At 66.1% G+C, this 22,342-nt stretch carries 24 protein-coding genes, 1 tRNA gene and 1 pseudogene; 8 read left to right on the top strand and 18 right to left on the bottom strand.

All coding sequences use genetic code 11. The features are described 5' to 3' along the window. Positions 1-2: 2 nt before the first annotated feature. From A3AS_RS0141825 to A3AS_RS0141850, 6 genes are all read right to left on the bottom strand, one after another. Positions 3-2,711, bottom strand: coding sequence for a DUF2339 domain-containing protein (locus A3AS_RS0141825; RefSeq protein WP_018323371.1), 2,709 nt, complete (start codon positions 2,709-2,711; stop codon positions 3-5). A 50-nt stretch (positions 2,712-2,761) separates the two neighbouring features. Then, positions 2,762-3,730 carry an NAD regulator gene (locus A3AS_RS0141830; protein ID WP_018323372.1) on the bottom strand — a complete coding sequence of 323 codons (969 nt, stop codon included), beginning with the start codon at positions 3,728-3,730 and terminating at the stop codon, positions 2,762-2,764. 226 nt (positions 3,731-3,956) lie between these two features. Then, complete coding sequence (locus A3AS_RS0141835) at positions 3,957-4,463, bottom strand: tyrosine phosphatase family protein (RefSeq protein ID WP_018323373.1); 507 nt, start codon at positions 4,461-4,463, stop codon at positions 3,957-3,959. A 131-nt stretch (positions 4,464-4,594) separates the two neighbouring features. Further along, on the bottom strand, positions 4,595-5,209 hold the full coding sequence (locus A3AS_RS0141840) for a YfbR-like 5'-deoxynucleotidase (RefSeq protein ID WP_018323374.1): 615 nt from the start codon (positions 5,207-5,209) through the stop codon (positions 4,595-4,597). Then, positions 5,206-5,832: a DNA-3-methyladenine glycosylase I gene (locus tag A3AS_RS0141845; RefSeq protein WP_018323375.1), complete on the bottom strand. Its 627-nt coding sequence runs from the start codon at positions 5,830-5,832 to the stop codon at positions 5,206-5,208. Before A3AS_RS0141845 ends, A3AS_RS0141840 begins: the two co-directional genes overlap by 4 nt. Further along, a complete protein-coding gene (locus A3AS_RS0141850) occupies positions 5,829-6,704 on the bottom strand; it encodes a folate-binding protein YgfZ (RefSeq protein WP_018323376.1) in 876 nt (291 codons plus the stop codon). Before A3AS_RS0141850 ends, A3AS_RS0141845 begins: the two co-directional genes overlap by 4 nt. Before the next feature lie 101 nt (positions 6,705-6,805). Between A3AS_RS0141850 and A3AS_RS0141855 the strand changes: the two genes are divergently transcribed. From A3AS_RS0141855 to A3AS_RS0141875, 5 genes are all read left to right on the top strand, one after another. Continuing rightward, positions 6,806-8,140 carry a dihydroorotase gene (locus tag A3AS_RS0141855; RefSeq protein WP_018323377.1) on the top strand — a complete coding sequence of 445 codons (1,335 nt, stop codon included), beginning with the start codon at positions 6,806-6,808 and terminating at the stop codon, positions 8,138-8,140. Positions 8,141-8,318: 178 nt separating this feature from the next. After that, on the top strand, positions 8,319-9,185 hold the full coding sequence (locus tag A3AS_RS0141860) for a sulfurtransferase (RefSeq protein WP_018323378.1): 867 nt from the start codon (positions 8,319-8,321) through the stop codon (positions 9,183-9,185). Between the two features lie 241 nt (positions 9,186-9,426). Further along, positions 9,427-10,119 carry an RNA polymerase sigma factor gene (locus A3AS_RS0141865; protein ID WP_026202921.1) on the top strand — a complete coding sequence of 231 codons (693 nt, stop codon included), beginning with the start codon at positions 9,427-9,429 and terminating at the stop codon, positions 10,117-10,119. An 88-nt stretch (positions 10,120-10,207) separates the two neighbouring features. Next, positions 10,208-10,741 (top strand): DUF4142 domain-containing protein, encoded by a 534-nt coding sequence (locus tag A3AS_RS0141870; RefSeq protein WP_026202922.1) that lies wholly within the window; start codon positions 10,208-10,210, stop codon positions 10,739-10,741. 10 nt (positions 10,742-10,751) lie between these two features. Beyond that, positions 10,752-11,072 carry a cupredoxin family copper-binding protein gene (locus A3AS_RS0141875; RefSeq protein WP_018323381.1) on the top strand — a complete coding sequence of 107 codons (321 nt, stop codon included), beginning with the start codon at positions 10,752-10,754 and terminating at the stop codon, positions 11,070-11,072. A gap of 192 nt (positions 11,073-11,264) precedes the next feature. Here the strand turns inward: A3AS_RS0141875 and A3AS_RS0141880 are convergent, their stop codons facing one another. The 4 genes from A3AS_RS0141880 to A3AS_RS0141895 all read right to left on the bottom strand — a co-directional run bounded on the left by A3AS_RS0141880 (position 11,265) and on the right by A3AS_RS0141895 (position 13,381). Next, on the bottom strand, positions 11,265-11,531 hold the full coding sequence (locus A3AS_RS0141880; RefSeq protein WP_018323382.1) for a hypothetical protein: 267 nt from the start codon (positions 11,529-11,531) through the stop codon (positions 11,265-11,267). 289 nt (positions 11,532-11,820) lie between these two features. Continuing rightward, complete coding sequence (locus tag A3AS_RS0141885; RefSeq protein ID WP_018323383.1) at positions 11,821-12,198, bottom strand: TIGR02301 family protein; 378 nt, start codon at positions 12,196-12,198, stop codon at positions 11,821-11,823. A 199-nt stretch (positions 12,199-12,397) separates the two neighbouring features. Then, a complete protein-coding gene (locus A3AS_RS0141890) occupies positions 12,398-12,832 on the bottom strand; it encodes an NUDIX hydrolase (RefSeq protein ID WP_018323384.1) in 435 nt (144 codons plus the stop codon). Between the two features lie 48 nt (positions 12,833-12,880). Then, entirely contained in the window at positions 12,881-13,381 is a 501-nt protein-coding gene (locus tag A3AS_RS0141895; RefSeq protein ID WP_018323385.1) for a hypothetical protein, read from the bottom strand. Between the two features lie 63 nt (positions 13,382-13,444). Between A3AS_RS0141895 and A3AS_RS0141900 the strand changes: the two genes are divergently transcribed. Continuing rightward, positions 13,445-14,209 (top strand): SOS response-associated peptidase, encoded by a 765-nt coding sequence (locus A3AS_RS0141900; protein WP_018323386.1) that lies wholly within the window; start codon positions 13,445-13,447, stop codon positions 14,207-14,209. 111 nt (positions 14,210-14,320) lie between these two features. On the opposite strand, the gene A3AS_RS0141905 is transcribed toward A3AS_RS0141900, so the two are convergent. The 6 genes from A3AS_RS0141905 to A3AS_RS0141930 all read right to left on the bottom strand — a co-directional run bounded on the left by A3AS_RS0141905 (position 14,321) and on the right by A3AS_RS0141930 (position 20,373). After that, positions 14,321-15,514, bottom strand: coding sequence for a CaiB/BaiF CoA-transferase family protein (locus tag A3AS_RS0141905; RefSeq protein ID WP_018323387.1), 1,194 nt, complete (start codon positions 15,512-15,514; stop codon positions 14,321-14,323). Positions 15,515-15,551: 37 nt separating this feature from the next. Further along, entirely contained in the window at positions 15,552-16,481 is a 930-nt protein-coding gene (locus A3AS_RS0141910; protein ID WP_018323388.1) for a glycine reductase, read from the bottom strand. Positions 16,482-16,765: 284 nt separating this feature from the next. Next, entirely contained in the window at positions 16,766-17,347 is a 582-nt protein-coding gene (locus A3AS_RS0141915; protein ID WP_018323389.1) for an NUDIX domain-containing protein, read from the bottom strand. Positions 17,348-17,418: 71 nt separating this feature from the next. Continuing rightward, a complete protein-coding gene (locus tag A3AS_RS0141920; protein WP_018323390.1) occupies positions 17,419-17,862 on the bottom strand; it encodes a GNAT family acetyltransferase in 444 nt (147 codons plus the stop codon). Further along, entirely contained in the window at positions 17,859-19,286 is a 1,428-nt protein-coding gene (locus A3AS_RS0141925; RefSeq protein WP_018323391.1) for an FAD-binding oxidoreductase, read from the bottom strand. The genes A3AS_RS0141920 and A3AS_RS0141925 overlap by 4 nt, the downstream gene beginning before the upstream one ends. Before the next feature lie 79 nt (positions 19,287-19,365). Then, positions 19,366-20,373 carry an L-threonylcarbamoyladenylate synthase gene (locus A3AS_RS0141930; RefSeq protein WP_198293771.1) on the bottom strand — a complete coding sequence of 336 codons (1,008 nt, stop codon included), beginning with the start codon at positions 20,371-20,373 and terminating at the stop codon, positions 19,366-19,368. A 50-nt stretch (positions 20,374-20,423) separates the two neighbouring features. Between A3AS_RS0141930 and A3AS_RS0141935 the strand changes: the two genes are divergently transcribed. Beyond that, a tRNA-Pro gene (locus tag A3AS_RS0141935) sits at positions 20,424-20,500 on the top strand. A gap of 181 nt (positions 20,501-20,681) precedes the next feature. Here the strand turns inward: A3AS_RS0141935 and A3AS_RS0141940 are convergent. Further along, positions 20,682-21,008: a hypothetical protein gene (locus A3AS_RS0141940; RefSeq protein WP_018323392.1), complete on the bottom strand. Its 327-nt coding sequence runs from the start codon at positions 21,006-21,008 to the stop codon at positions 20,682-20,684. Between the two features lie 200 nt (positions 21,009-21,208). Further along, a complete protein-coding gene (locus tag A3AS_RS0141945; RefSeq protein WP_018323393.1) occupies positions 21,209-21,433 on the bottom strand; it encodes a hypothetical protein in 225 nt (74 codons plus the stop codon). A 183-nt stretch (positions 21,434-21,616) separates the two neighbouring features. Between A3AS_RS0141945 and A3AS_RS49745 the strand changes: the two are divergent. Next, a pseudogene (locus A3AS_RS49745) lies at positions 21,617-21,830 on the top strand (N-carbamoyl-D-amino-acid hydrolase); the annotation flags it as partial. Between the last annotated feature and the right edge of the window lie 512 nt (positions 21,831-22,342).

The raw sequence follows: 22,342 nt of genomic DNA on the forward strand, positions 1-22,342 counted from the left end.
CTTTACGCGCTCGTCTGCGGAGCCGGCGGCGGTGCGACCTGCCGCCGGAACAGAATGCGCTGGTAGAGCCAGCCGATCGCGACCAGCACGACGCCGAGGCACATGAACGAGAGCGCACGGTAGACGCCTGTCAGCGTCGACATGTCGATGACGAAGGCCTTCAGGATCGTCAGCGCGATGACGGCAGCCGAGGCCAGCCGTGCGCGCTCCGAGTTGACGAGAATGCCGATCCCCAGCAACGCCACGCCGAAGGCGAGCCAGCCGATCGAGTAGGTGTATTGTTCGGCGCCCGTGGTCGCGCCGGTGGAGAGGATCGGGCCGTGATAGAAGCGGCGGATCTCCAGCGTGACATAGGCGAGCGCGAACACCAGCGCGCCGCCCGCAATCGTGTTGGCGTAGACCTTGCCGCGCATCCCGACCACTGCGTAGGACAGCAGCAGCATCAGCACGGCCGGCAGCGCATAGCCGAGCAGCAGCAGGTTGAACACGGCGCCGCCGACGTCGATGCGCCAGATCAGCGGGTTCTCCAGGATCAGGAGGCCGAACACGCTGATGAGCCCGCCGATCGCCGTCAGCACCACCGCGCCGACATTGTGCACGATGCTGCGGCTGCGCAGCCGCAAGCGCTCCAGCCCGATCGCCATCGCCAGCGTGACGCAGACCTGTAGCGCGAATTCGAGCAGCGACGGCGGCGAGGTCATCCGGCCATTGGTGGCAAAGTGCCGGATCTCCATGAAGGCGAGCAGCGCGGTGAACAGGATCGCCGCGGTCTCGACCATGCGCAGCGGCGCATCGTCGGCGCGGCGGCGCAGGAAGATGCTCGCGGCCCAGAACGAGGCCGCCGGCAGGCCATAGCCCCAGAGCAGCCAGTTGAAGATCGGCGTGGTGCCGACGGCATCGCCGACGATGCGCGGATCGTAGCCGATGCGCGCGGTGACGATGCCGGCGAAGATGGCGGCGAGCCAGCGCAGGAACGGGATTGGCCGCTGCATCGAGATCCAGGCGGTGCCGAGCGACATCAGCGCCAGCGCGATGGTGAGCCAGCCCTTCTCCAGCGCGAAGGTCAGCGCCAGCGCCAGCGCGCCGAGCGTGCCGGTCGCGAACAGGGCGGTGGAGACGGCGACGCCCGGCCGGGTTTCGCGCCGTGTAAGCGCTTCGGTCGCAGCACCAAAGGCGGCGGCAAGCAGCACCGCGAGGATCGCAAACGGGATCGAGCGGTCGAGATGGGCGATGCGGGCGTAGAGCGCGATGAGGATCGCGATCGGCGTGGCGACGGCTGCGGCCGACCACACCACGGGAATGATTGCAGAGTTGGAGCGGCCCTGCGCGAGGAAGCCCGCAATGCCGAAGCCGACGGCGAAGATCGCGGCCATCACCAGATGCAGCGTCACCGAGCTGTCGATCGCGGCCGGTCCAACACCTGCGATGGGGCCGCCCGGCAGCACCAGCATGTCGGGATTGGCGCGCACCGCCCATTCGGCGAACACGATGAAGATGGTCGCTGCGGCCGCACCGAGCGCGCCGGTCGCCGCCGGCGCACGCCAGGCGACGAGAAGCGTCGCGCCGACGAGAAGCGTGAACGCGATCAGCGCCAGATCCGCATGTGCGCTCGACAGCACGATCAGCATGGCGCCGAACAGGTAGGCGCCGAGCGAGCTGGATGAGACCGGCTCGATCTCGCCATCCTCGATGCTGGGGCCGAACATGAAGCCGCAGACCACGAGCAGCGCGGCGAGCACGAAGCCTGCGATGACATGGAAGGCGTGCGGCGCGACCTGCAACTCTTCGCTATCCAGACCCGGGAAGATCCAGAGCACGGCAAAGGCGATCGTCGTGACCGCCAGCCAGCGCCACAGCCGGATGCGCGCGAGGCCGAAGCTCGCGGCGGTGACGATGGCGAGATAGATGTAGAGGGCCCAATAATCCGGCTTGCCGCTGGAGACGAGCAGCGGCGTCACGAAGGCGCCGACCACGCCGAGGCCGGCCAGCGCCGGCCCGTGCAGCAGCGCCGCGGCAAGCGTGCACATGGCCACGATGCCGAGCAGCACGAAGGCGGTGGCGGGCACGAGGAAGCCGTAGAGCGCATAGGCGGCATAGATGGTCGCAAACGCCACCGCGGTACCTGCGGCGGTGAGGATCGCCGGGATATTGGCGATCGGCAGCGCCTGGATGTTGGAAATGCTCTCCTTGCGCCGCGACCACTCGCCGGCCCCGAGCAGCGCAGCTGCGAACAGGCCGCCCAGGAACACGCGCACGCCGGGGCCGAGCAGACCGGCCTCGATCGAATAGCGCACCATGAAGAAGCCGCCGAGCGCCAGTGCCAGGCCGCCGATCCAAACCACCCAGCGGGTGCCGAGCTGCTCCTCGAAGCCGGGCGCAGCAGCCGGCACTGGAGGTGGTGCGGCAGCCGCGGAGCTCGCTTCGAGCGGCGGCGGTGAAAGCTCTTCGGTGACGAGTGGCGGCGGCGCCGGTTCGGCTTCGGGCGCAAGCGGCGGCGGCTCGGCGGCCGTCGTCGCGGGCGCAGGCGCCTGCTCCTGCTCCTGCGCGGGCATGAGCGGCGGCGGCTGCACCTGCCGTTGCGCGTAGAACATCTCTTCGAGCGAATTCAGTCGCCGGCGCAGCTCGGCCGCCTGGCTGGAGGCCTTGATCGCGATCAGGAAGGCGGCGATCGCAATGATCCACGCAAAGACGTCAAACGGGCCGTCGAACATAAAGCCTCCAGGCGACCGGCGGGCAGGGGCCGGTCACATAGTATGTCGGGTCAACGCCGGGAGCGCACGCGCAAGCCCGGCGCGGGCCGCTCCTGGAGCACGTCGCGCCGGAAGCGATAGAGCGCCGCCGGCCGTCCGCCCGTCTGTGTCGACATCACCCCGGTCGGTTCGACCAGGGCTTCCATTTCGACCAGGCGGCGGAAATTCTGCTTGTGCAGGTGCCGGCCTGAGATTGCCTCGACCGTATGCTGCAGTTCGGTAAGTGTGAATTCGGGCGGCAAAAGTTCAAAGACGACAGGACGATACTTCAGTTTTGCACGCAGCCGCGCGATCGCCGTGGCGAGAATCCGGCGGTGATCGAACTGCATCGACGTCCCGAGCGGGGGAAGCGTCTTGCGCGCTAATGCCGCAGGGCGGCCGTCGCGCCGTGCTTCCTCGACCAGTCCGGCCTCGTACAAGAGCTCGTAGCGGTCGAGCACCCGCTCCTCGTCCCAGGCCGCCCCGTCGAGGCCGAAATAGAACCGCACGCGATCCTTGCGCGGCAGCGCGCGCGTCGTCTCCGGCGTCTCCTCCGCGGCCCATTCGGTCAGCGCGGGAATGATGTCGCGGGCGATGATCGCCGGGGGCTCCTCGCGCCGGTCTTCCCACGGGAAGAAGCGATACCATGGCGCGAAGCTCGCCGCATTGGCTGCAAGCTCGCCGTCCACCGCGCGCGTCAATGCGAGATAGCCGATCGACACCATATGCGCGCCGGTATCGCCGGCCTCGGCATGGCGGCCGCGATCGCCGAAGGTGTAGAGCTGCTCGACATAGCCGAGCCGCAAGCCCGCCTGTTCCTCGACCCAGGCGCGCAGGCCGATGTCGAAGGTGCGATGCGCGAGCGCGTCGAACGGGCCGAACGGCAGGCCGGCAAGCCCGTCATTGCCGCGCGCGGTGAGGATCAGCGGCTCATGCCCCTCGATCGCGACGATTGCCGCGGTCAGGCCGATCTCGATCGGCGTCAGCAGCGTCTCGCTCATGCGGCTGATATCGCGGGCGGTGAGAGAAAAATATGCCGATTGATTGAGCCGGCCTCTCTACGAACTCGCTGCACCTCTCCCGCTTGCGGGGGAGGTCGACGCGCTCGAAGAGCGCGGCGGGTGGGGGCTCTCTCCCCACGGGGGTCCTCGCTTGCGGAGATACCCTCTCCCCAACCCTCCCCCGCAAGCGGGAGAGGGAGCGCACCTGCGGTGTCGCGCGCAGCTGTCATTCGAGCTCGATCACGAAGGGGCGGCCCTCGACCATCATCGCGCCGGGGCCGATCTCGTCGAGCGCGCGCAGCATGCGGCCGTCGCGTCCCAGCGCACGATCGGCAAGGCCGACGATGCGCCGGTTCGGCGAGGCGATCGGCGAAGCCGAGCGGATCTTCCTGGCGATCTCGAGCTCGTCGCGGTTCGGATTGAGCGCGCACACCGCCGCAAACGCGCTCGCGGTGGAGCGGCTGATGCCGGCATAGCAATGCACCACCAGCGGCGCACTGCGGTCCCAGCCGCGGACGAAGTTCAGCACCTGATCGATATGGGTCTCGGACGGTGCGACGAAACCGTCCATCTCCTCGGTGATGTCGTCCATCGAGACCTTGAGATGGTTGGCGGGCAGCACGGACACCGGCCGTGCCACCTGCTCGACATTGGCCATCACGGTCAGCACGTGGCTGGCCCTGGTAAGGCGGACGGTTTCGGGAAGCGCGGCGAGGGAACAGACGTGGATCATGGGGGACCTTTTTGCCGCCGAGTATAGCCGGTGCCGTAGGGTGGGCAAAGCGGAGCGTGCCCACCACCTTTGTCGCAAAAGCGAAAGGACGTGGGCACGGCGCAAGTGCACCTTTGCCCACCCTACGGCACCTACGCGAACACCGCGCCAAACCGCTCCAGAAACTGCTTCTCGGCCCGGGCCGCAGTCCACGGCGTCAGATAGTCGCGCCGGACGCTGTCGGAGAGGCCGGGATCCTTGCCGAACAGGCGCCGCGCCTCGCTTTCGCTGAAGCCGGCAAGCTCGGTCGCTTCCAGATAGGCCGCCCCGCGATCGGCGGCCTTGATCGCCAGCGTGACCTCCTCGGGCAGCACCGGCGGCAGTCCGAAGCGGACATGGATGGCGCCGAGCAGGCGTTTCTCCACCGCCTTGTAATGGCCGTCGAGCACCGCCTTGAACGGCGAGATCATGTCGCCGATGACATATTCGGGCGCATCATGCAGCAGCGCTGCGAGCCGCATGCGCTGGTCGACCCGCGGCATCTCGTGCCGCATCACGGTCTCCACCAGCAGCGTGTGCTGCGCGACCGAGAAAATGTGCGTGCCAACGGTCTGCCCGTTCCAGCGCGCGACGCGCGCCAGCCCATGCGCGATGTCGGCGATCTCGACGTCGAGCGGGGAGGGATCGAGCAGATCGAGCCGCCGTCCCGACAGCATGCGCTGCCAGGCGCGAGACGCCACGTCGCGTGCAGTCTTCTTCGCCGTCATTTGACCTTGAGGCGCGGCTTGCGCTGCGTCTTGCTGCAGCTGGCGTGACAGTGGCAGTCGACGAGGTGGTCGTTGACCATGCCGGTCGCCTGCATGAAGGCATAGACGATGGTCGGGCCGACGAATTTGAAGCCGCGCGAGGATAGATCCTTCGAGATTTGCACCGACAGCGGCGTCGAGGCCGGCACGCTCGCGGTGGTCTTGAAATGATTGACCTTGGGCCGTCCGTCCATGAAGTCCCACAGCAGTTTCGAGAAGCCGGGACCCTTCTCCATGATGTCGAGATACGATCTCGCGCTCGCGATCGTGCCGTCGATCTTGGCGCGGTTGCGCACGATGCCGGCATCGTTCATCAGCGCGTGCACCTTCTTGGCATTGTAGCGCGCGATCTTCTCCGGCTGGAAATCGTCGAAGGCCTTGCGGAAATTGTCGCGCTTGCGCAGGATCGTGATCCAGGACAGGCCGGCCTGGAAGCCGTCGAGGATCAGCTTTTCGTACAGTGCGCGGTCGTCATACTCCGGCACGCCCCATTCGGTGTCGTGATAGGCAACATAGAACGGGTCATCGCCCGGCCAGGGGCAGCGGGTCTTTCCGTCGGGATGCAGGCGGGGAGCGCGGCTCATGCGATGGGTTGCTTGGCTGGAATGCGAACGACGTCCGGTTCCGCAAGCTTCAAGACGAGGCCGCCTGCGGTGAGGGGCTGGCCGGCATCGAGCGCGTCTGCGACACGGTCGATGCGCACCAGCGCAATGCCCTTGCCGCCGGATGTCGAGCCGATGGTGCCGACCGGCTTGTCGCCGGCAAGAATGGTCGCGCCGGCCTCGGGCGAGGGACCATCGAGCAGCACCTTCACGCTGCGGGTACGCGCGGTGCCGCGATGCTGCATGCGCGAGACGACCTCCTGGCCGACATAGCAGCCCTTGTCGAAGTCGACGCCGGCAAGACGGTCCATGTTGGTCTCGTGCGGAAACGCATCGCTGTACATGAAATCAAGCCCGCCGCGCGGCACGCCGAGCGCGATGCGGTGCGCCTCGTATTCGGCGGCGTCGACCAGCTCGGCCCCGATGAGGTCGGAGAGTTTCTGTTTGAGATCCTCAGGGATCAGGATGCGGGTGCCGAGCGCTTCGTTGCGAGGATCAGCGAAGGCGAGGTCCGGCTGCGCCGCAGGCTGGCCGTCCCAGGCGGCGAGCACGCCGAGATCAAGGTTTTCCACCGTGACCTTGGCGCGCAGCTTGTAGAATTTCAGCTTGGTGGCGAAGCTCTCGGCCAGCGCTTTGGGGCAGTCGATCAGGAACCCGCCGCCGTGACCCGCGGGGACTTCCGTGATCAGGAAATCCACGATGATCTTGCCCTGCGGCGTCAGCAGCGCGCCGAATCGCCCCAGCCCCGGTTTCAGCCTGTCGAGGTCGGTCGTGACCAGGCCGTTGAGGAAGTTGCGCGCATCCTCGCCCGCGACCTTGACCACGCCCCGGTCGGGAAGAAACGCTGATTTCATGCGAAAATCTCTTGCGACATGTTGCTCCGGAACGTAAGCCCGCGAGGCATAAACGACAAGACCTCGAGCCCTGCGCTTGGGGATGAGAAGGGCCTTCAGCCATGACCCAGCGTTTCGATGTGATCCTCAAAGGCGGCACCGTCGTCAACCAGGACGGCGAGGATGTTCGCGATATCGGCATCACCGGCGGCCGCATCGCCGAGCTGGGGCCATTGTCGCAGGCCTCGGCCGCGGAGGTCATCGACTGCAAGGGCCTGCACATCCTGCCCGGCGTGATGGACACGCAGGTGCATTTCCGCGAGCCCGGCCTGGAGCAGAAGGAAGACCTCGAGACCGGTTCGCGCAGTGCCGTGATGGGCGGCGTCACCGCCGTATTCGAGATGCCGAACACCTCGCCGCTCACCGTGACTGAAGCCACCTTCACCGACAAGGTGAAGCGCGCCCATCACCGCATGCATTGCGATTTCGCTTTTTTCATCGGCGGCACGCGTGAGAACGTGCAGGACCTGCCGGTGCTCGAACGTGCGCCTGGCTGTGCCGGCGTCAAGGTGTTCATCGGCTCCTCGACCGGCGCGCTGCTGGTGGAGGACGACGAAAGCCTGCGCCGCATCTTCCAGGTGATCCGCCGCCGCGCGGCCTTCCATGCCGAGGACGAATACCGCCTCAACGACCGCAAATCGCTGCGCATCGAGGGCGACCCGCGCTCGCATCCGGTGTGGCGCGATGAGACCGCGGCGCTGATGGCAACGCAGCGCCTCGTCAAGCTCGCGCACGAGACCGGAAAGCGCATCCACGTGCTGCATATCTCGACCAAGGAAGAGATCGAGTTCTTGCGCGACCACAAGGACGTCGCCTCCTGCGAGGCGACGCCGCACCACCTCACGCTGACTGCGCCCGAATGTTACGAGCGGCTCGGCACGCTCGCGCAGATGAACCCGCCGGTGCGCGGCGCCGACCACCGTGCCGGCATCTGGCGCGGCATCGAGCAGGGCATCATCGACGTGCTCGGCTCCGACCATGCCCCGCATACGCTGGAGGAGAAGCAGAAGACCTACCCGGCTTCGCCCTCCGGCATGACCGGCGTGCAGACGCTGGTCCCCCTGATGCTGGATCACGTCAATGCGGGCCGGCTTTCTCTGGCGCGCTTCGTCGATCTCACCAGCGCCGGTCCCGCGCGTCTCTACAACATGGCCTGCAAGGGCCGCATTGCGGCGGGCTATGACGCCGATTTCACGGTCGTCGATCTGAAGCGCAGCGAGACCATCACCAACAAATGGGTGGCGTCGAAAGCTGGCTGGACCCCCTATGACGGGTTGCGCGTCACCGGTTGGCCCGTCGGCACCTTCGTCCGCGGCCGCCGCGTGATGTGGCAGGGCGAGCTGGTCACGCCCGCGCAGGGCGAGCCGGTCCGGTTTCTGGAGACGCTGAAGCAGTAGCTTGCCGCGCTCGTTGTGATCCGTCATCCTGAGGTGCGCGCCATGCAATGCTCTCGCATTGCATGGCAAGCCTCGAAGGATGAGCGGCCCCGCTAGTGGCCGTGCCCTTCGAGGCCTCCGCTACGCTCCGGCACCTCGGGGTGACGGGGATAGTATGCGTATGATGGGAGACTATCCAATGAGCCAAAGTGCCCTCATCGCCACCGAACAACTTGCCGCCATCCTCGGCGATCCCAACCTGCGCCTCTACGATTGCACGACCTACAACGAGCCGGTGCCGCCGGGCAGTGACGTACCGTATCGCGCAGTCCCCGGCGACAAGTCCTTCGCCGCCGGCCATATTCCGGGCGCCGATTTCCTCGACCTGCAAGGCGAGTTCGCCGACACCTCCGCGCGCCCCCTCTTCATGATGCCTGATGTCGGCCAGTTGGAGGCCGCCTTCGGCCGCCATGGCCTCGATGCGAGCAAGACCATCGTGCTCTACAGCATCGGCACGATGATGTGGTCGACGCGGTTCTGGTGGATGCTGCGTTCACTCGGCGTCGATGCGCTCGTGCTCGACGGCGGCTTCGACAAATGGAAAGAGGAGGGACGTCCGGTCGAGACGGGCGCACCGAAAGGCTATCCGGCCACGACCTTCAAGGCCACGCCGCGCGCGGGCTTCTTCGTCGACAAGAATGTCGTGAAGGCACGGATCGGTGATCCCTCGACGGTAATCGTCAACGCTCTCTTGCCGCAATTTCACCAAGGCCTGGAGCCGAGCCGCTACGGCCGGCCGGGTCGCGTGCCGAGCAGTATCAACGTTCCCGCCCCATCGCTCGTCAATGCCGACAAGACGCTGACGAGTCTTGCGGATGCGGAAGCAAAGTTCGTCGCCCAAGGCGTCACGCGCGACAAGACCGTGATCTGTTATTGCGGCGGCGGCATCTCGGCGACAATCAACCTCTTGCTGCTGACGCAGCTCGGCTACGACAAGCTGACGCTCTACGACGGCTCGATGGGCGAATGGGCACGGGACCCTTCGCTCCCGATCGAGACGGATTAGGTGGGCGGCTCTTACCCTCCCCTGGAGGGGGAGGGTCGCTTCACGTCGAGCGAAGCGAGAGGTGAAGCGGGGTGGGGTGATCTCTCCACTCGTGCACCGGCTCTGAGGAGAGACTGTCACCCCACCCCGCTCGCGCTGCGCGCGATCGACCCTCCCCCTCCAGGGGAGGGTAAGAAAGTCAGGAACCTTTTTCCTTGGTTTGCATCCAATGTCCGGAACCAATGGAGATAAGGTGCCCGCCATGCCAGGGACCGCAGCCGGCCTGTCCGCCGGCCTCAGGACGTCGGAAGTCGAGCTGATCGAGCGCGCGCGGCGCCGCGACGAGGCTGCGCTCCGCGAGATCATGCAGGCCAACAATCGCAGGCTCTATCGCCTCGCGCGCGGGATATTGCGCAGCGACAGCGAGGCCGAGGATGTGGTGCAGGAAACCTATGTCCGCGCCTTCACGCATCTCGATGGCTTTTTGGGTGAAGCCCCGCTGTCGACCTGGTTGTCGCGCATTGCGATCAACGAGGCGCTCGGGCGCTTGCGCAGTCGGAAGCCGCAGGTCGAGCTGGGATCGGTGCCGGAGGCAACGCTGGAAGCACAGATCATCCAGTTTCCCCTTTCGTCCGCCGCAACCGATCCGGAAAAATCCATGGCCCAACGCGAGATCCAGCGCGTCGTCGAACACGCGGTCGATGAATTGCCCGATGCCTTCCGCATGGTCTTCATCGCGCGGGTGATGGAGGCCATGAGCATGGAGGAGACGGCCGAGCTGCTCGGCATCAGGCCCGAGACCGTCAAGACGCGGTTGCACCGTGCGCGCACCCTGCTGCGCGAGAACGTCGAGAAGAAGATCGGCCCCGTCGTGATGGACGCGTTTCCGTTCGCCGGACAGCGCTGCGAGTGCCTGACGGAGGCGGTGCTCAGGCGCCTTGGCATCGGCTCATGATTTTTCGGGAACGTTCGCGTAAAACACCCATCCAATCCCTGTGAAGCAACGCGCCGGCCAACGTCCGGCACCACAGGAGCATCGAGCCATGTTCACCCGACGGAGCGCGGCGATCGCCGCGGCCATTCTGTTGTCGAGTCCCGCGCTGCTGCAAAGCGCCGGCGCATCCGACAAGCCCACCGATCCCCAGATCGCCCATATCGCCTACACCGCGGGCGTGATCGACATCAACGCCGCCAAGCAGGCGCAGAAGAAGGCGAAGAGCAAGGACGTCAAGGCGTTTGCCGAGGACATGCTGCGCGACCACGAGGCCGTCAACAAGCAGGCGTTCGCGCTGGTCAAGAAGCTGAACGTCACGCCGGAGGACAACGACACCAGCAAGGCGCTGTCGAAGCAGGCGAGCGACAAGCTGGCCGAGCTCGACAAGCTGGACGGTGCCGCCTTCGACAAGGCCTACGTCGCCAACGAGGTTGCCTACCACAAGGCGGTCAACGGCGCGCTGGAGACCCAGCTGATCCCGTCCGCGAACAATGCCGAGCTGAAGAGCCTGCTACAGACGGGCCTGAAGATATTCCAGGGACACCAGCAGCACGCCGAGCACGTCGCGGCAGAGCTGAAATAGGGGAGTGGCAATGATGCCGGAGCGACTGGCTTCGAGCGCCATAGCACTTGTCCTTGCGGCGACGGTCGCCCCGGCACACGCCGCGACGATCGAGATCACGATGGACAATCTCGTGATTGCTCCGGCCGAGGTATCGGCGAAGATCGGCGATACCATTACCTGGATCAACAAGGACGTCTTCGCCCACACCGCCACGGCGAAGAACGGCGACTTTGACGTGACGCTGCCGCCGAACAAGTCGGCGACATCGGTTCTGAAGAAGGCGGGAGTGATCGACTATTACTGCCGCTATCATCCCAACATGAAAGCGACGCTCAAGGTCGAGCCGTGAGGGGAGGGAGCAGGTTCCTGATCGCCGCGGGAACATCTCCCGGCCGCCGCGAGACTAATGCTTGTCCGCGGCAAGCGGCTTCCGTGCGATAAACGCGGCAGACTTCGCGAAGGCTTTCGCCAAATCCGTTCGCAAAGTCATTCATCCGTTGACTGGCCCCGCCCGCGTGGCGGGGTCATTTTCGCGGAAAGCTCACTGCCTCGCGAGCGTGACCGAGAACTCGCCGTTGCGGATGCGACCCGGAAAACCCTCGACGAACTTGGCGACCGCGTCCTCGCCATAGGTCCCGACGAGCTCGGCGAAGGCCGCAAACAGGCTCGCCTGCGCCAGGCAGTCGCCGTCGACGCCCTCATGGCGCGCTTCGGCCCAGGCCTCGTTGAGATAGCTCAGTGCGGCCTGCTTCTGCTCGTGATCGGGCAGCGGCGCGCGGTCGGGGGCGTAGGAAATCGGCTGGCTCATGAAACTCGATCGGGGCTGGGGCGCGATCCACGGCGATGCGCTGTGCGAGAAGGTGTAGCACGCGCATTAACGACCGCTAGGCCACATCTTTAAGAACGGTTAACGGCTGTGAACAAAGTCGATGACAGGGTTCCACCGGCTGCCCAACCCTCATGGTGAGGAGGCGCGTCAGCGCCGTCTCGAACCATGGAAGGTCCCGCTGCCGCAGCTGGGCCTTCCATCCTTCGAGACGCGCGTTCCGCGCTCCTCAGGATGAGGAGTTACGGCTGAGAGTGCGGTTGGTGAGAGCTCAGTTTGCGTAGCGCGCCGTCAGATCGCGCGAGATCTTCGAGCCTTCTTCGATATAGCGGCGGATCGCCACCGTCGCCGCCGGCGTGCAGCTCCGATAGGTCTGCTGAAAGCCGTTATAGCCGCGGTTGAAGCCGGCGATCATGCGGGTGCGGCGCTCCCCGGAGGGGGTTTCGGCATCGATCAGCGCCTGCATCTCGTTGCGCCATTTGTTGCCTTCGTTGGACCCGCAGATGCCGCGCAGATAGTGCAGCCCGCCGAGGATCTCGGCCAGCCGCTGCAAATCGCCGTCAAACGGCGCCGCCCCGTCCTGGGCCCTCGCGGGTCCGGAGGCGCAGGCGAGAATCAGGGCAAAAATGGCCAGAAATCGCGTGGACATCGGCGGGGTGTATGCCTCTTCGAGGCTGTTGACGCAAGGCGACGCGAGGGCGGTACGCTCCCTCTCCCGCTTGCTGGGGAGGGGGTGTCTCCGCGGGCGAGAACCCCCCAAGAGGAGAAAGCCCCCACCCGCCGCGCTCTTGCGAGCGCGTCGACCTCCCCCGCAAGCGGGAGAGGTGCAGCGGAGCCCGGAGCTGGCTTCAGGTTATTACCAGCCGCGCGGCGGACTGGATGACCTCGTCCAGCCCCCCGGTCAGCTTGAGGTCGCCGAGGCCCGCCAGGGCATCCGGGGCCATCCAGCGGTAGTCGTCGAGCTCGTCGTTCAGGATCGGCTCCCGCGCCACCCAGCGGGCGGCAAACGACATGATCAGATAATGGCCGGCACCGGGCGCGGCGGGCAGCACCTCGCGCCAGCCGGCGAGGCCGACGATCGCGATGTCGAGCCCGGTCTCCTCGTCGACCTCGCGGCTCAGGGCCTGATGCAGCGATTCGCCGAATTCGACCCGGCCGCCCGGGAGCGAATAGAAGCCCTTGGCGGGCGAGCGGGCGCGGCGGGTCAGCAGCACCTTGCCGTCGCGGAAAATCGCGGCGCTGACGGCGAGCTGGGGATGGGTGGGCTGGACGACCGAAGCCATTTTCTTGAAGGACCTGGTTCTTGAAGGCCTAATTCTAAAGGACCTGGCTCAGTTCGCCATGATGGTGTCGACGTCGGCTTCCGCCCCGCCATTGATGATGCCGCCGCAGGCGGCGATCAGCGGCTTGACCCAGAGCGTGGCCTGCTCGGCGAGGCGGACGCGGGTCGTGTCCTTCTCGACCTCGCGCATGGCCGAGCCGACCGCGGTCAGGATCGAGGTCATGGTATCGGTGATGTGGTCGAACTGGGCGCGCACGTTGGGGTTGGCTTTCTCATAGGCCTCGATAGCCAGATCCCGCGCCTTGAAGTTTGACGCCGTGAAATGCTCGGCATAGGACAGCGGCGACCAGGTCAAGAAATCTTCCGCGCATTCCGGCATGTCCGGAACCATTTCCAGCAGCATCACGGCTTCATTGAAATGGTTGAGATAGTCGGTGGCAAGCCCGGTCCGCGGGTTGATATTGGCCACGCGCAGCCGTTCGGCCCAGTCGGCGGCCTCGGGGCCCGTCTGTGCATGCGTCCGCGCGGGTTGGGAGGCCGTTGAGCTCATCTGCCGCAGTGTTAACGTTCGGGGTTAAAAGGACCTGAACGGACCCTATATAGACACCCTGGGATGTGTGGACGCTTTGTCATAACTTCGGCCCCCGCGGCTTTGCGGCAACTGTTCGGCTATGTCGAGCAGCCCAACTTCCCGCCCCGGTACAATGTCGCCCCGACACAACCGATTCCGGTCGTGTTGATGGAGAATGGCGCGCGCCATTTCCGCCTGATGCGCTGGGGATTGCTGCCGGGCTGGGTCAAGGACCCCAAGGGCTTTACGCTCCTGATCAATGCCCGCTCCGAGACGGTGCTGGAGAAGCCCGCCTTCAAACGCGCAATTCGCCGGCGCCGCGGCCTGATCCCGGCCGATGGCTATTACGAATGGAAGGTGGAGGACGGCCGCAAGCAGCCCTTCTTCATCCACCGCGCCGACGGTGCGCCGCTCGGCTTTGCCGCATTGTTCGAGACCTGGGCCGGGCCGAACGGCGAGGAGCTCGACACGGTCGCGATCGTCACGGCCGCGGCGGGCGAGGATCTCGCCGCGCTGCATGACCGCGTACCCGTCACCATCAGCGAGCGCGATTTCGAGCGCTGGCTCGACATCAGGGGCGACGAGGTCGTTGCGATCCTGCCGCTGATGACGGCACCGCGCATCGGCGAGTTTGCCTGGCACCCGGTCTCCACCCGCGTCAACCGCGTCGCCAATGACGACGATCAGTTGTTGCTGCCGATCAGCGCGGAGGAGATGGCGGCGGAAGCCGAGGCGGCGAAGCCGAAGAAGGCGGCGCGGAAGGCGGCAGCCGGGCCGGCCGATGACGGGCAGGGGTCGTTGTTCTAGCCACGCTGCCGTAGGGTGGGCAAAGGCGCAACGCGCCGTGCCCACGATCTCTCTCCTCAACGGGCAGTGGTGGGCACGCTTTCGCTTTGCCCACCCTACGGCAGCGGAGTCTTAAACGACCTCCCGGGCCCGCAGCCCTGCGATCTCCGCCGCATCAAACCCCAGCTCGTCCAGCACCGCATCGGTATCCGCGCCGAGCTCCGGCGCCATCCGGTCCAGCCTGCCGCCGCCATGGGCGAGCTTGAAGCCGCTGCCAGCAAAGCGCAGGCGGCCGTATTGCGTGTCCAGCTGCTGGATCGCGCCGCGCGCCTTGATCTGCGGATGGTCGATCACCTCCTCGACCTTCCAGATGCTCGCGCAGGGCGCGCCGGCGTCTTCCAGGATCGTCTCCCATTCGCGCGCCGGCCTGGCCGCGAGCGCCGCTTCGATGATGGCCCGCAGCGCCGGCTCGTTCTCGTTGCGCGAAAACCAGTCGGCAAAGCGCGGGTCGCTCAGCGTGTCCTCGCGGCCGAGCGCGCTCATCAGCGCGCGGTACTGCTTCTCGTTGTTGACGGCGAGCAGGATGTGGCCGTCGCCGCACTTGAACAAATTCGCCGTCGTCCTGCGGCTCACGGCCTGGTTGCCCGAGAGTGTCTGGCGATGGCCGGCGACCGACCAGTCCGCGATCTGTCCCGACAGAAACGCCATCGTCGCCTCCAGCATGGAGACATCAATGAGCTGGCCCTTGCCGGTGCGGTCGCGCTGATACAGCGCGCTCGAGACGCCGAACGCGGCCGTGGCGCCCGACAGCACGTCGCAGACCGCAAAGCCCGCGCGCGTCGGTCCCGTCTCGGGATGGCCGGTGATGGCCATGATGCCCGACAGCGCCTGCATCTTGCCGTCATAGCCGGGCCGCAGGCGATCCGGGCCGGTCTGGCCGAAGCCTGAGACCGCGCAATAGATCAGTTTTGGATTGATCGCCGACAGTGCCTCGTAGCCGATGCCGAGCTTGTCCATCACGCCCGGACGGAAATTCTCCATGACGACGTCGACCGATGCCGCGAGCTTCTTCACGATCGCGATCGCCTCCGGCTTCTGCAGATCGAGCGTCAGGCTGCGCTTGTTGCCGTTGACGGCCTGGAACGCCGGCGCGAGGCCGCGGTCGGCCCATTCGCGGCTGAGCGGGGTGCGGCGCATGTCCTCGCCCTCGCGCCGCTCGACCTTGATGACGTCAGCCCCCAGCAGCGCGAGCTGGTAGCTGGCATAGGGGCCGGCCAGCACTTGCGTGAAATCCAGGATCTTCACGCCCTCGAACGGTCGCGTCACGTCGCTCTCCCCATCTTGTTTTCGTTATTGGAGGACGTCAGGCGGCGCGGTTGCCGCGCGCGATCTCCTTCTGCTTGTCGAATTCGGCGCGGCGGCGGGCCAGCTCTTCCGGCGACAGCTGCGCGACGTTGTTGTAGTCGAGCTTCCAGGAGGCGTCCTCGCTCCAGCGCAGCGGCGACTGCATCGTCGTTTGCGGGCCGCTCGCGCTCTCCAGCAGCTTGAGCGCCAGTTCCAGCGTCTGCGCCTGCGAGGCGACGTCGTGTGGCTTGCCGGCGGAATTGCCGAGCGGGAAGTCGGAGAACAGGAAGCGCGGCACGGCGGCGTGCTCGATGATGTCCTTGGCGCAGCCCATCACCACGGTCGGAATGCCGTTGGCCTCGAGATGCCGCGCCACCAGCGCCGTGGTCTGGTGGCAGACCGGGCAGTTCGGCACCAGCACCGCGACGTCAACCTTGTCCGCAAGGCAGCGCGCCAGGATGTCCGGCGCGTCGGTGTCGAGCGTGACGCGATGGCTGCGGTTGGTCGGCGCGCCGAAGAAGCGCGGGGCGACCTCGCCGAGGCGGCCGGCGGCGGACGCCTTCAACAGCTGCGGCAGCGGAAACCAGGTGCCGTTGTCGGTCGCCGAGGTGTGCTTGCGGTCGTAGCCGATGTGCGAGATGCGCAGATCGTGCTCTTTCGACGTGTCGCCGTCATAGACCTGGTAGAACTTTGCGCTGCCGTTGTACGCCGCGCCCGGTCCCTGGTCGCCCTTGGCGGGATCATACGGCGCAGCGGTCGTGATGATGGTCACGCGCGACTTGGCCAGCGGCTTCTTCAGCGGCTGGAACGGCGCCTCGGTGTAATGCGCCCAGCGATACGCGGTGGTGTAGCCAATCGCCGCGTAATAATCGCGGGTGCGCTGCATGTAGGGGACGGGGGAGTCGTAATCGGGCGCAAAGCCGAATTCGTCGTCGCGCGGCGCGGACATGGCGCGTCTCCTGGTTCTTGGTTGGCGACAGATTAGAGATAGTTTTGGGGTTGCTCAACGGGGGGAGGGGAGATGCAGGCCTGAATTGCAGATGACGATGGTGCGGCACGCGCGGTGCCGCTTACCCCTCCCTGGAGGGGGAGGGTCGGCTCACATTGAGCGCAGCGAAATGTGAGACGGGGTGGGGTGACGGTCTCACCACATCCAACAGTGCCCGGGTGCAGAGATCACCCCACCCCGCTCGCGCTTCGCGCGATCGACCCTGCCCCTCCAGGGAGGATAAGTCACCTGAACACGTGCAATGCCACATATTGCAGCAGCATGATCGCCTTGGCGTCGATGATGCGGCCGTCGGCGATCATCGCCAGCGCCTCGTCGATCGAGAGCTCCAGCACCTCGATGTCCTCGCCCTCGTGCTCGAGGCCGCCGCCGTCGCTGACGCGCATCTCAGGCTCGTACTCGGCGACGAAGAAATGCAGTTTTTCAGTGATGGCGCCGGGGCTCATGAAGGCCTCGAACACCTTGTGGACGTGGTGCAGGCGATAGCCGGTCTCTTCCTCGGCCTCGGCGCGGATGCGCAGCTCGGGCTCGGCGTTGTCGAGCACGCCGGCGGCGGCCTCGATCAGGAGATCGTCGTAGCCGCGGATGAAAGCCGGCAGGCGGAACTGACGCACCAGGATCACGGTGCGCCCGGCGCGATTATACGGCAGCACGGCGGCGGCGTTGTCGCGCTCATAGGTCTCGCGGTGCTGCGTCTGCCACTCGCCGCTGGCGCGCCGATACTCGAACGTGGTGTTCTTCAGCGTGGTCCAGCCGTCCGAGAGCACGCGGACGTCCTTGATGCGGACGCGGTCGGAAATGGTCATGAAGCCTCTCTGTTTTTCACCTCGCCCCGCAAGCGGGGCGAGGGGGCGCAGCAGCGTTCGCGGGTTGCAGTTCAGTTGCTTGGCGTGGTCGCGCGGCCGTCGAGCCACTTCTGGAACATCACGGAGGTCGATAGCTCGAAGCCGAGCGAGCCGTAGAACGCATTGGCCTGCGCGTTCTCGCGGCGGACGAGGAGCTGCAGCTTCGAAATTCCCGCCGCGCGCAGCCAGTCCTCGGCCGCGGCCATGATGACGCGGCCATGGCCGCGCTTGCGGCCGTCGGGGTCGACCGCGACGTAATAGACCCAGCCGCGATGGCCGTCATGGCCGACCATGACGGTCGCCACGATCGCGCCGGCGTCGCGCCCGACCAGCACGGTCGAGTTATCGCGCCGCCGCGCCAGCGCGATGTCGGCATGCGGATCGTTCCAGGGCCGCGTCAGGCCGCAGCGCTGCCACAGCGCCACCACCGGCTCGACATCGGCATCTCCGATCGCGTCGATCGCAAGAGCGCTCACAGCACCTTCCCCGGATTCATGATGCCGAGCGGATCGAGCATCGCCTTGATGGCGCGCATCAGCTCGATCGCGGTCTTGTCCTTGACCTCAGGCAGCTCGTCGCGCTTGAGCACGCCGATGCCGTGCTCGGCCGAGATCGATCCGCCCATGCGCAGCACGATCTCGAACACGACGGCATTCATGTCGTGCCAGCGCGCCAGAAAATCCGCGGTGTCGGCGCCGATCGGCTGGCTGACATTGTAATGCAGATTGCCGTCGCCGAGATGGCCGAACGGCACCGGACGCGCGCCCGGGATCAGCTTCACCACGGCAGCATTCGCTTCCTCGATGAAATCGGGCACGGCGGCGATCGGCACGGAGATGTCGTGCTTGATCGAGCCGCCCTCCGGCTTCTGTGCCGACGACATCTCCTCGCGCAGCTTCCAGAAGCCGTTGCGTTGGGTAAGGTTGGCCGCGATCACGGCGTCGTCGACGATCTCCTCTTCCATGGCGCGGGCGAGGATCGTCTCCAGCGGCGTGCGGACGTCGTCGCCGGGGGACGACAATTCCATCAGCACGTACCAGGGATGCTTCTCTGCGAGCGGATCGCGCACGTCGATGCCGTGCCGCACCGAGAAATCGACAGCCATCTCCGACAATAGTTCAAAACTCGTCAGCGCATTGGCGGCCTCGCTCTGCGCGATGGTCAGCAGCTTGAGCGCCGCCGCCGGCGACTTCAAGCCGACATAGGCGGTCTCGACCGCCCGCGGCTTCGGAAACAGTTTCAGCGTCGCTGCCGTGATGATGCCGAGCGTGCCTTCGGCGCCGATGAAGAGATTGTGCAGATTGTAGCCGGTGTTGTCCTTTTTCAGCTTCGACAGCACGTTGAGCACGCGCCCGTCGGCGAGCACGACTTCCAGTCCCAGCGCCATCTCGCGCGCCACGCCATAGGCGAGCGCGGCGGTGCCGCCGGCATTGGTGGAGAGATTGCCGCCGATGGTGCAGCTTCCTTCCGCGCCGAGCGAGAGGGGAAACAGCCGGTCCACCTCAGCCGCCTTCGCTTGCGCGATCTGCAGCACCACGCCGGCCTCGCAGGTCATGGTATTGGAGGCGGTGTCGACCTCGCGGATCTTGTCCAGGCGTCGCAGCGACACCACGACCTCGCCATTGTGCGGCGTCTGGCCACCGACCAGCCCAGTATTGCCGCCCTGCGGCACCAGCGCGATTTTATGCGCGGAGGCGAGCTTGCAGATTTCGGAAACTTCCGCCGTCGAGCCCGGACGCAGCACCAGCGGCGAGCGGCCGTGAAACAGATTGCGCTCCTCGGTGACGTAAGGCGCGATGTCGTTCGCATCGGTGATCGCATGGCGCTCGCCGACGACCTTGCGGAATTGTTCGATCAGCTCGGGCGCAAGTGGAGGGATCGCAGGCTTGTTGATGTTCATTGTCTCGTCTCTACTTCCGCTCTTGTCTCTTGCGCATGGTCTTATCGGAAAACCGCTGCGCACTTTTCCGGATCATGCGCTATCTTGCCACCGCAGCCCGGCGCAGCCGGTCGTTGATCGCTTCGCCTAGGCCTTCCTCGGGGATCGCCATCACCGCAATCGTCCGCGGGCTCTTCGCGTCGAGGCTGCGAAGATAGCCGAACAGATTGGCGGCGGCTTCATCGAGATCACCGGTGGGCGACAAATTCATGACGGCGACGGCCGCATCGACGCCGGGCAGGCGCTCTGGGCCGAACGCCAGCAGCGCTTCATCAGGCGCAACGTCACGCGCATTGAGCCGCACATGGGCGCGCGGCGCGTAATGCGAGGCCAGCATGCCCGGCGCCAGCGGCTGGCTGTCGTCGCTCTCGGCCTCCACAGGCGGCCGCGCCAGGGGCGCGCCCAGCACCGCCTCGATCCGCTCGCGCGACAGCCCGCCGGGCCGCAGCAGCATCGGCGCATCGAAGCAGCCGACGATGGTCGATTCCACGCCGACCGTAACGGGGCCACCGTCTACGATCAGGTCGATCCGCCCCGATAAGTCGCTCTCGACATGGGCCGCCAGCGTCGGCGAGACATGGCCGGAGATGTTGGCGGACGGCGCCACCACGGCGCCGCCGAAGGCGCGGAGGATCGCTTCCGCCACCGGGTGCGCGGGAATGCGAATCGCAACCGTGTCGAGGCCCGCAGTGGCGAGATCGGCCACCGGGCAGCCCTCCGTCTTCGGCACCACCAGCGTCAGAGGTCCGGGCCAGAACGCTTCCGCGAGCTTCAGGGCGCGTACGTCGAACCGGCCGATCCGGCGCGCGGCCGCAATATCCGCGACATGGGCGATCAGCGGATTGAAGGCCGGCCGCCCCTTGGCGGCGTAGAGATGGGCGATCGCGGCAGCATTGGCCGCATCCGCCCCGAGCCCGTAGACGGTCTCGGTCGGAAACGCGACCAGCCCGCCGGCGGCCAGCGTGCGGGCCGCAGCCTCGGCGCCGGCCGCGCCGGCCGGTAAAATCAGCGTTTCAAGACCCGTTTTCACAGGGACAAAATTCCTCATGCCGGCCGCTTGCGGTGCGCCAAACCCGACGCTATAAGCCGCCTTCTTGTCGGAGTGTGGCTCAGCCCGGTAGAGCACTGCGTTCGGGACGCAGGGGTCGCAGGTTCGAATCCTGCCACTCCGACCATTCTTCCAAAAGTCGACGTTTTCCAAAGGCTTGGCGGACCGGCCGCCGGCGCCTCGGGAGCGCCTTTCTGCAACGATTTCGGGATCGGGTCCACGGCCGATTTGGCCGGGCAGGGCCGCTTGTTGCGGCGGCATGGCTTGTTGGTTGTCGGCGCTGACGCGCCGCAGGTGTGGGGTCCCGCCTACCGCCGCGCCACCACCACGCCCACCAGGAACGCCACCATCAGCGCCGGCAACGGGGCCTCGCGCACCATGCCGCGCACGACGTCGGGCCAGTGCTGCTCGGGGACCAGTCTCGGCGATCGTACGGTAGGCGCGGACTCGATATCCCAGCTTGATGCGAGTTCGGCGATCTCGCTTTGCGCCAGACGCACGCCGTCACGCACGCGGTAGATCGCGGTCTCCGATCGCTCGCGTGGCGCGAGCGCCGTCAGCGTCGCGATGGCCGTGCGCAACGTCATCTCGCCAAAACCTTGCAGCCTCACCTGCTCCTCGGGATCGGACGTCATGCCAAATCCCTCACAGCGCTAAGTGGCGCGCGAAGGCGAAGGCCGCCGTCGCGCAAAGGGCCAGCGTGGAAACTGCGCCGGCGATGCCGCGTGCGAGATGGGCCCGTGTAAGATGCCTGGTCATGATCGTGCTCCATGCTCTGCATGGAAATGGCGGCGACGGATCTTGGTTCCTGCGCGCAAGAAGCGAATCGGCGAACTTACTTCCGCAGCAACTCGCTCAATGCCGCCGTCGCCTCGGCGCAGCGGATGTCGTCGATCTCGCGCGACAGGCTGAGCGCGCTCGCTCTCAGTTCTTCGAGTTTCCAGGTCTCCGGATGCTGGTTTTCGAGCTGAACGAGACGCTTGTTCAGATCGTCCAGTCTCGATTGGAGCTGCCCGATGCTGGCGTCTCCATTCACTTTCCAAACGCGCTGTGCACGCATCGTCGTTCCCTTAGCTGTCTCACGGCCTTGTGAGAGCGGTTCGTGGCCGGAATGGGAGTTTGTTTTGTCCGGCTTCAGATCGTGGGGAACCGTTGCAGATTCGCAACGATTTTCGGGGGTGAATGCGCGGCCGCCGGCCGCTGCACAATGATACCCAAAGGCGTGGAATTTGATTGGCCTCGCGTCGGCGGCAGTTGCATCATCGGGCCCTCGGGGGAGATCACCCGCGAGATGCACGACCACGGGCGACGAGATCGCGCTGGCGCGCTGCGATCCCGATCTCTGCAACTCGTACAAGCGCACCATCTTCAATTTCGACGTTCACCGCCAGCCGCAGGCTTATGGGATGATCGTGGAACGGAAGGATGTGACGATGACGGCGCATGGGACGCCGGTGTTGCCGAAGGGGGATATCCGTAGCCCGGATGGAGCGAAAAGCGTAATCCGGGGCCGCTCGCCCGGTATTGCGCACTCCATCACCGTCACCCTGAGGTGCTCGCCTCTTTGGCGAGCCTCGAAGGGCGACGGCCCGACTGTGGCCGTCCATCCTTCGAGGCTCCCCATGGGACGCCTTGCGTCCCATGTCTCGCACCTCAGGATGACGGAATGAGCGTCGGTGTGTCGGCCGCTGTCAATCCACGCGCGCAAAAATATTCCACTTTACCGAAATTCGGTTTCGGCGTATGTGTCGCCCATCCCGGCTCACCCAAGAGGGGCGACTATGTGGTCGTCACTGTCGCGAGCCGGGGTTGCGGTGGACGCGGCAGCGTCGGCACGAGAGGCGCGGGCAGGGCGGGTAGTCCCTGTGAGCCCGAGGCTTCGTGCGGACGAGCGGCGCTGTTCAGTTCGTCTCGCCACATTCTTTCGGCAACGTCGACAAGGCCGGGAGATAATGTGGTGACCAGCGAA

Origin of the sequence: Bradyrhizobium sp. WSM2793 (assembly GCF_000379585.1) — a bacterium.
In the GTDB taxonomy this organism is placed as follows: domain Bacteria; phylum Pseudomonadota; class Alphaproteobacteria; order Rhizobiales; family Xanthobacteraceae; genus Bradyrhizobium.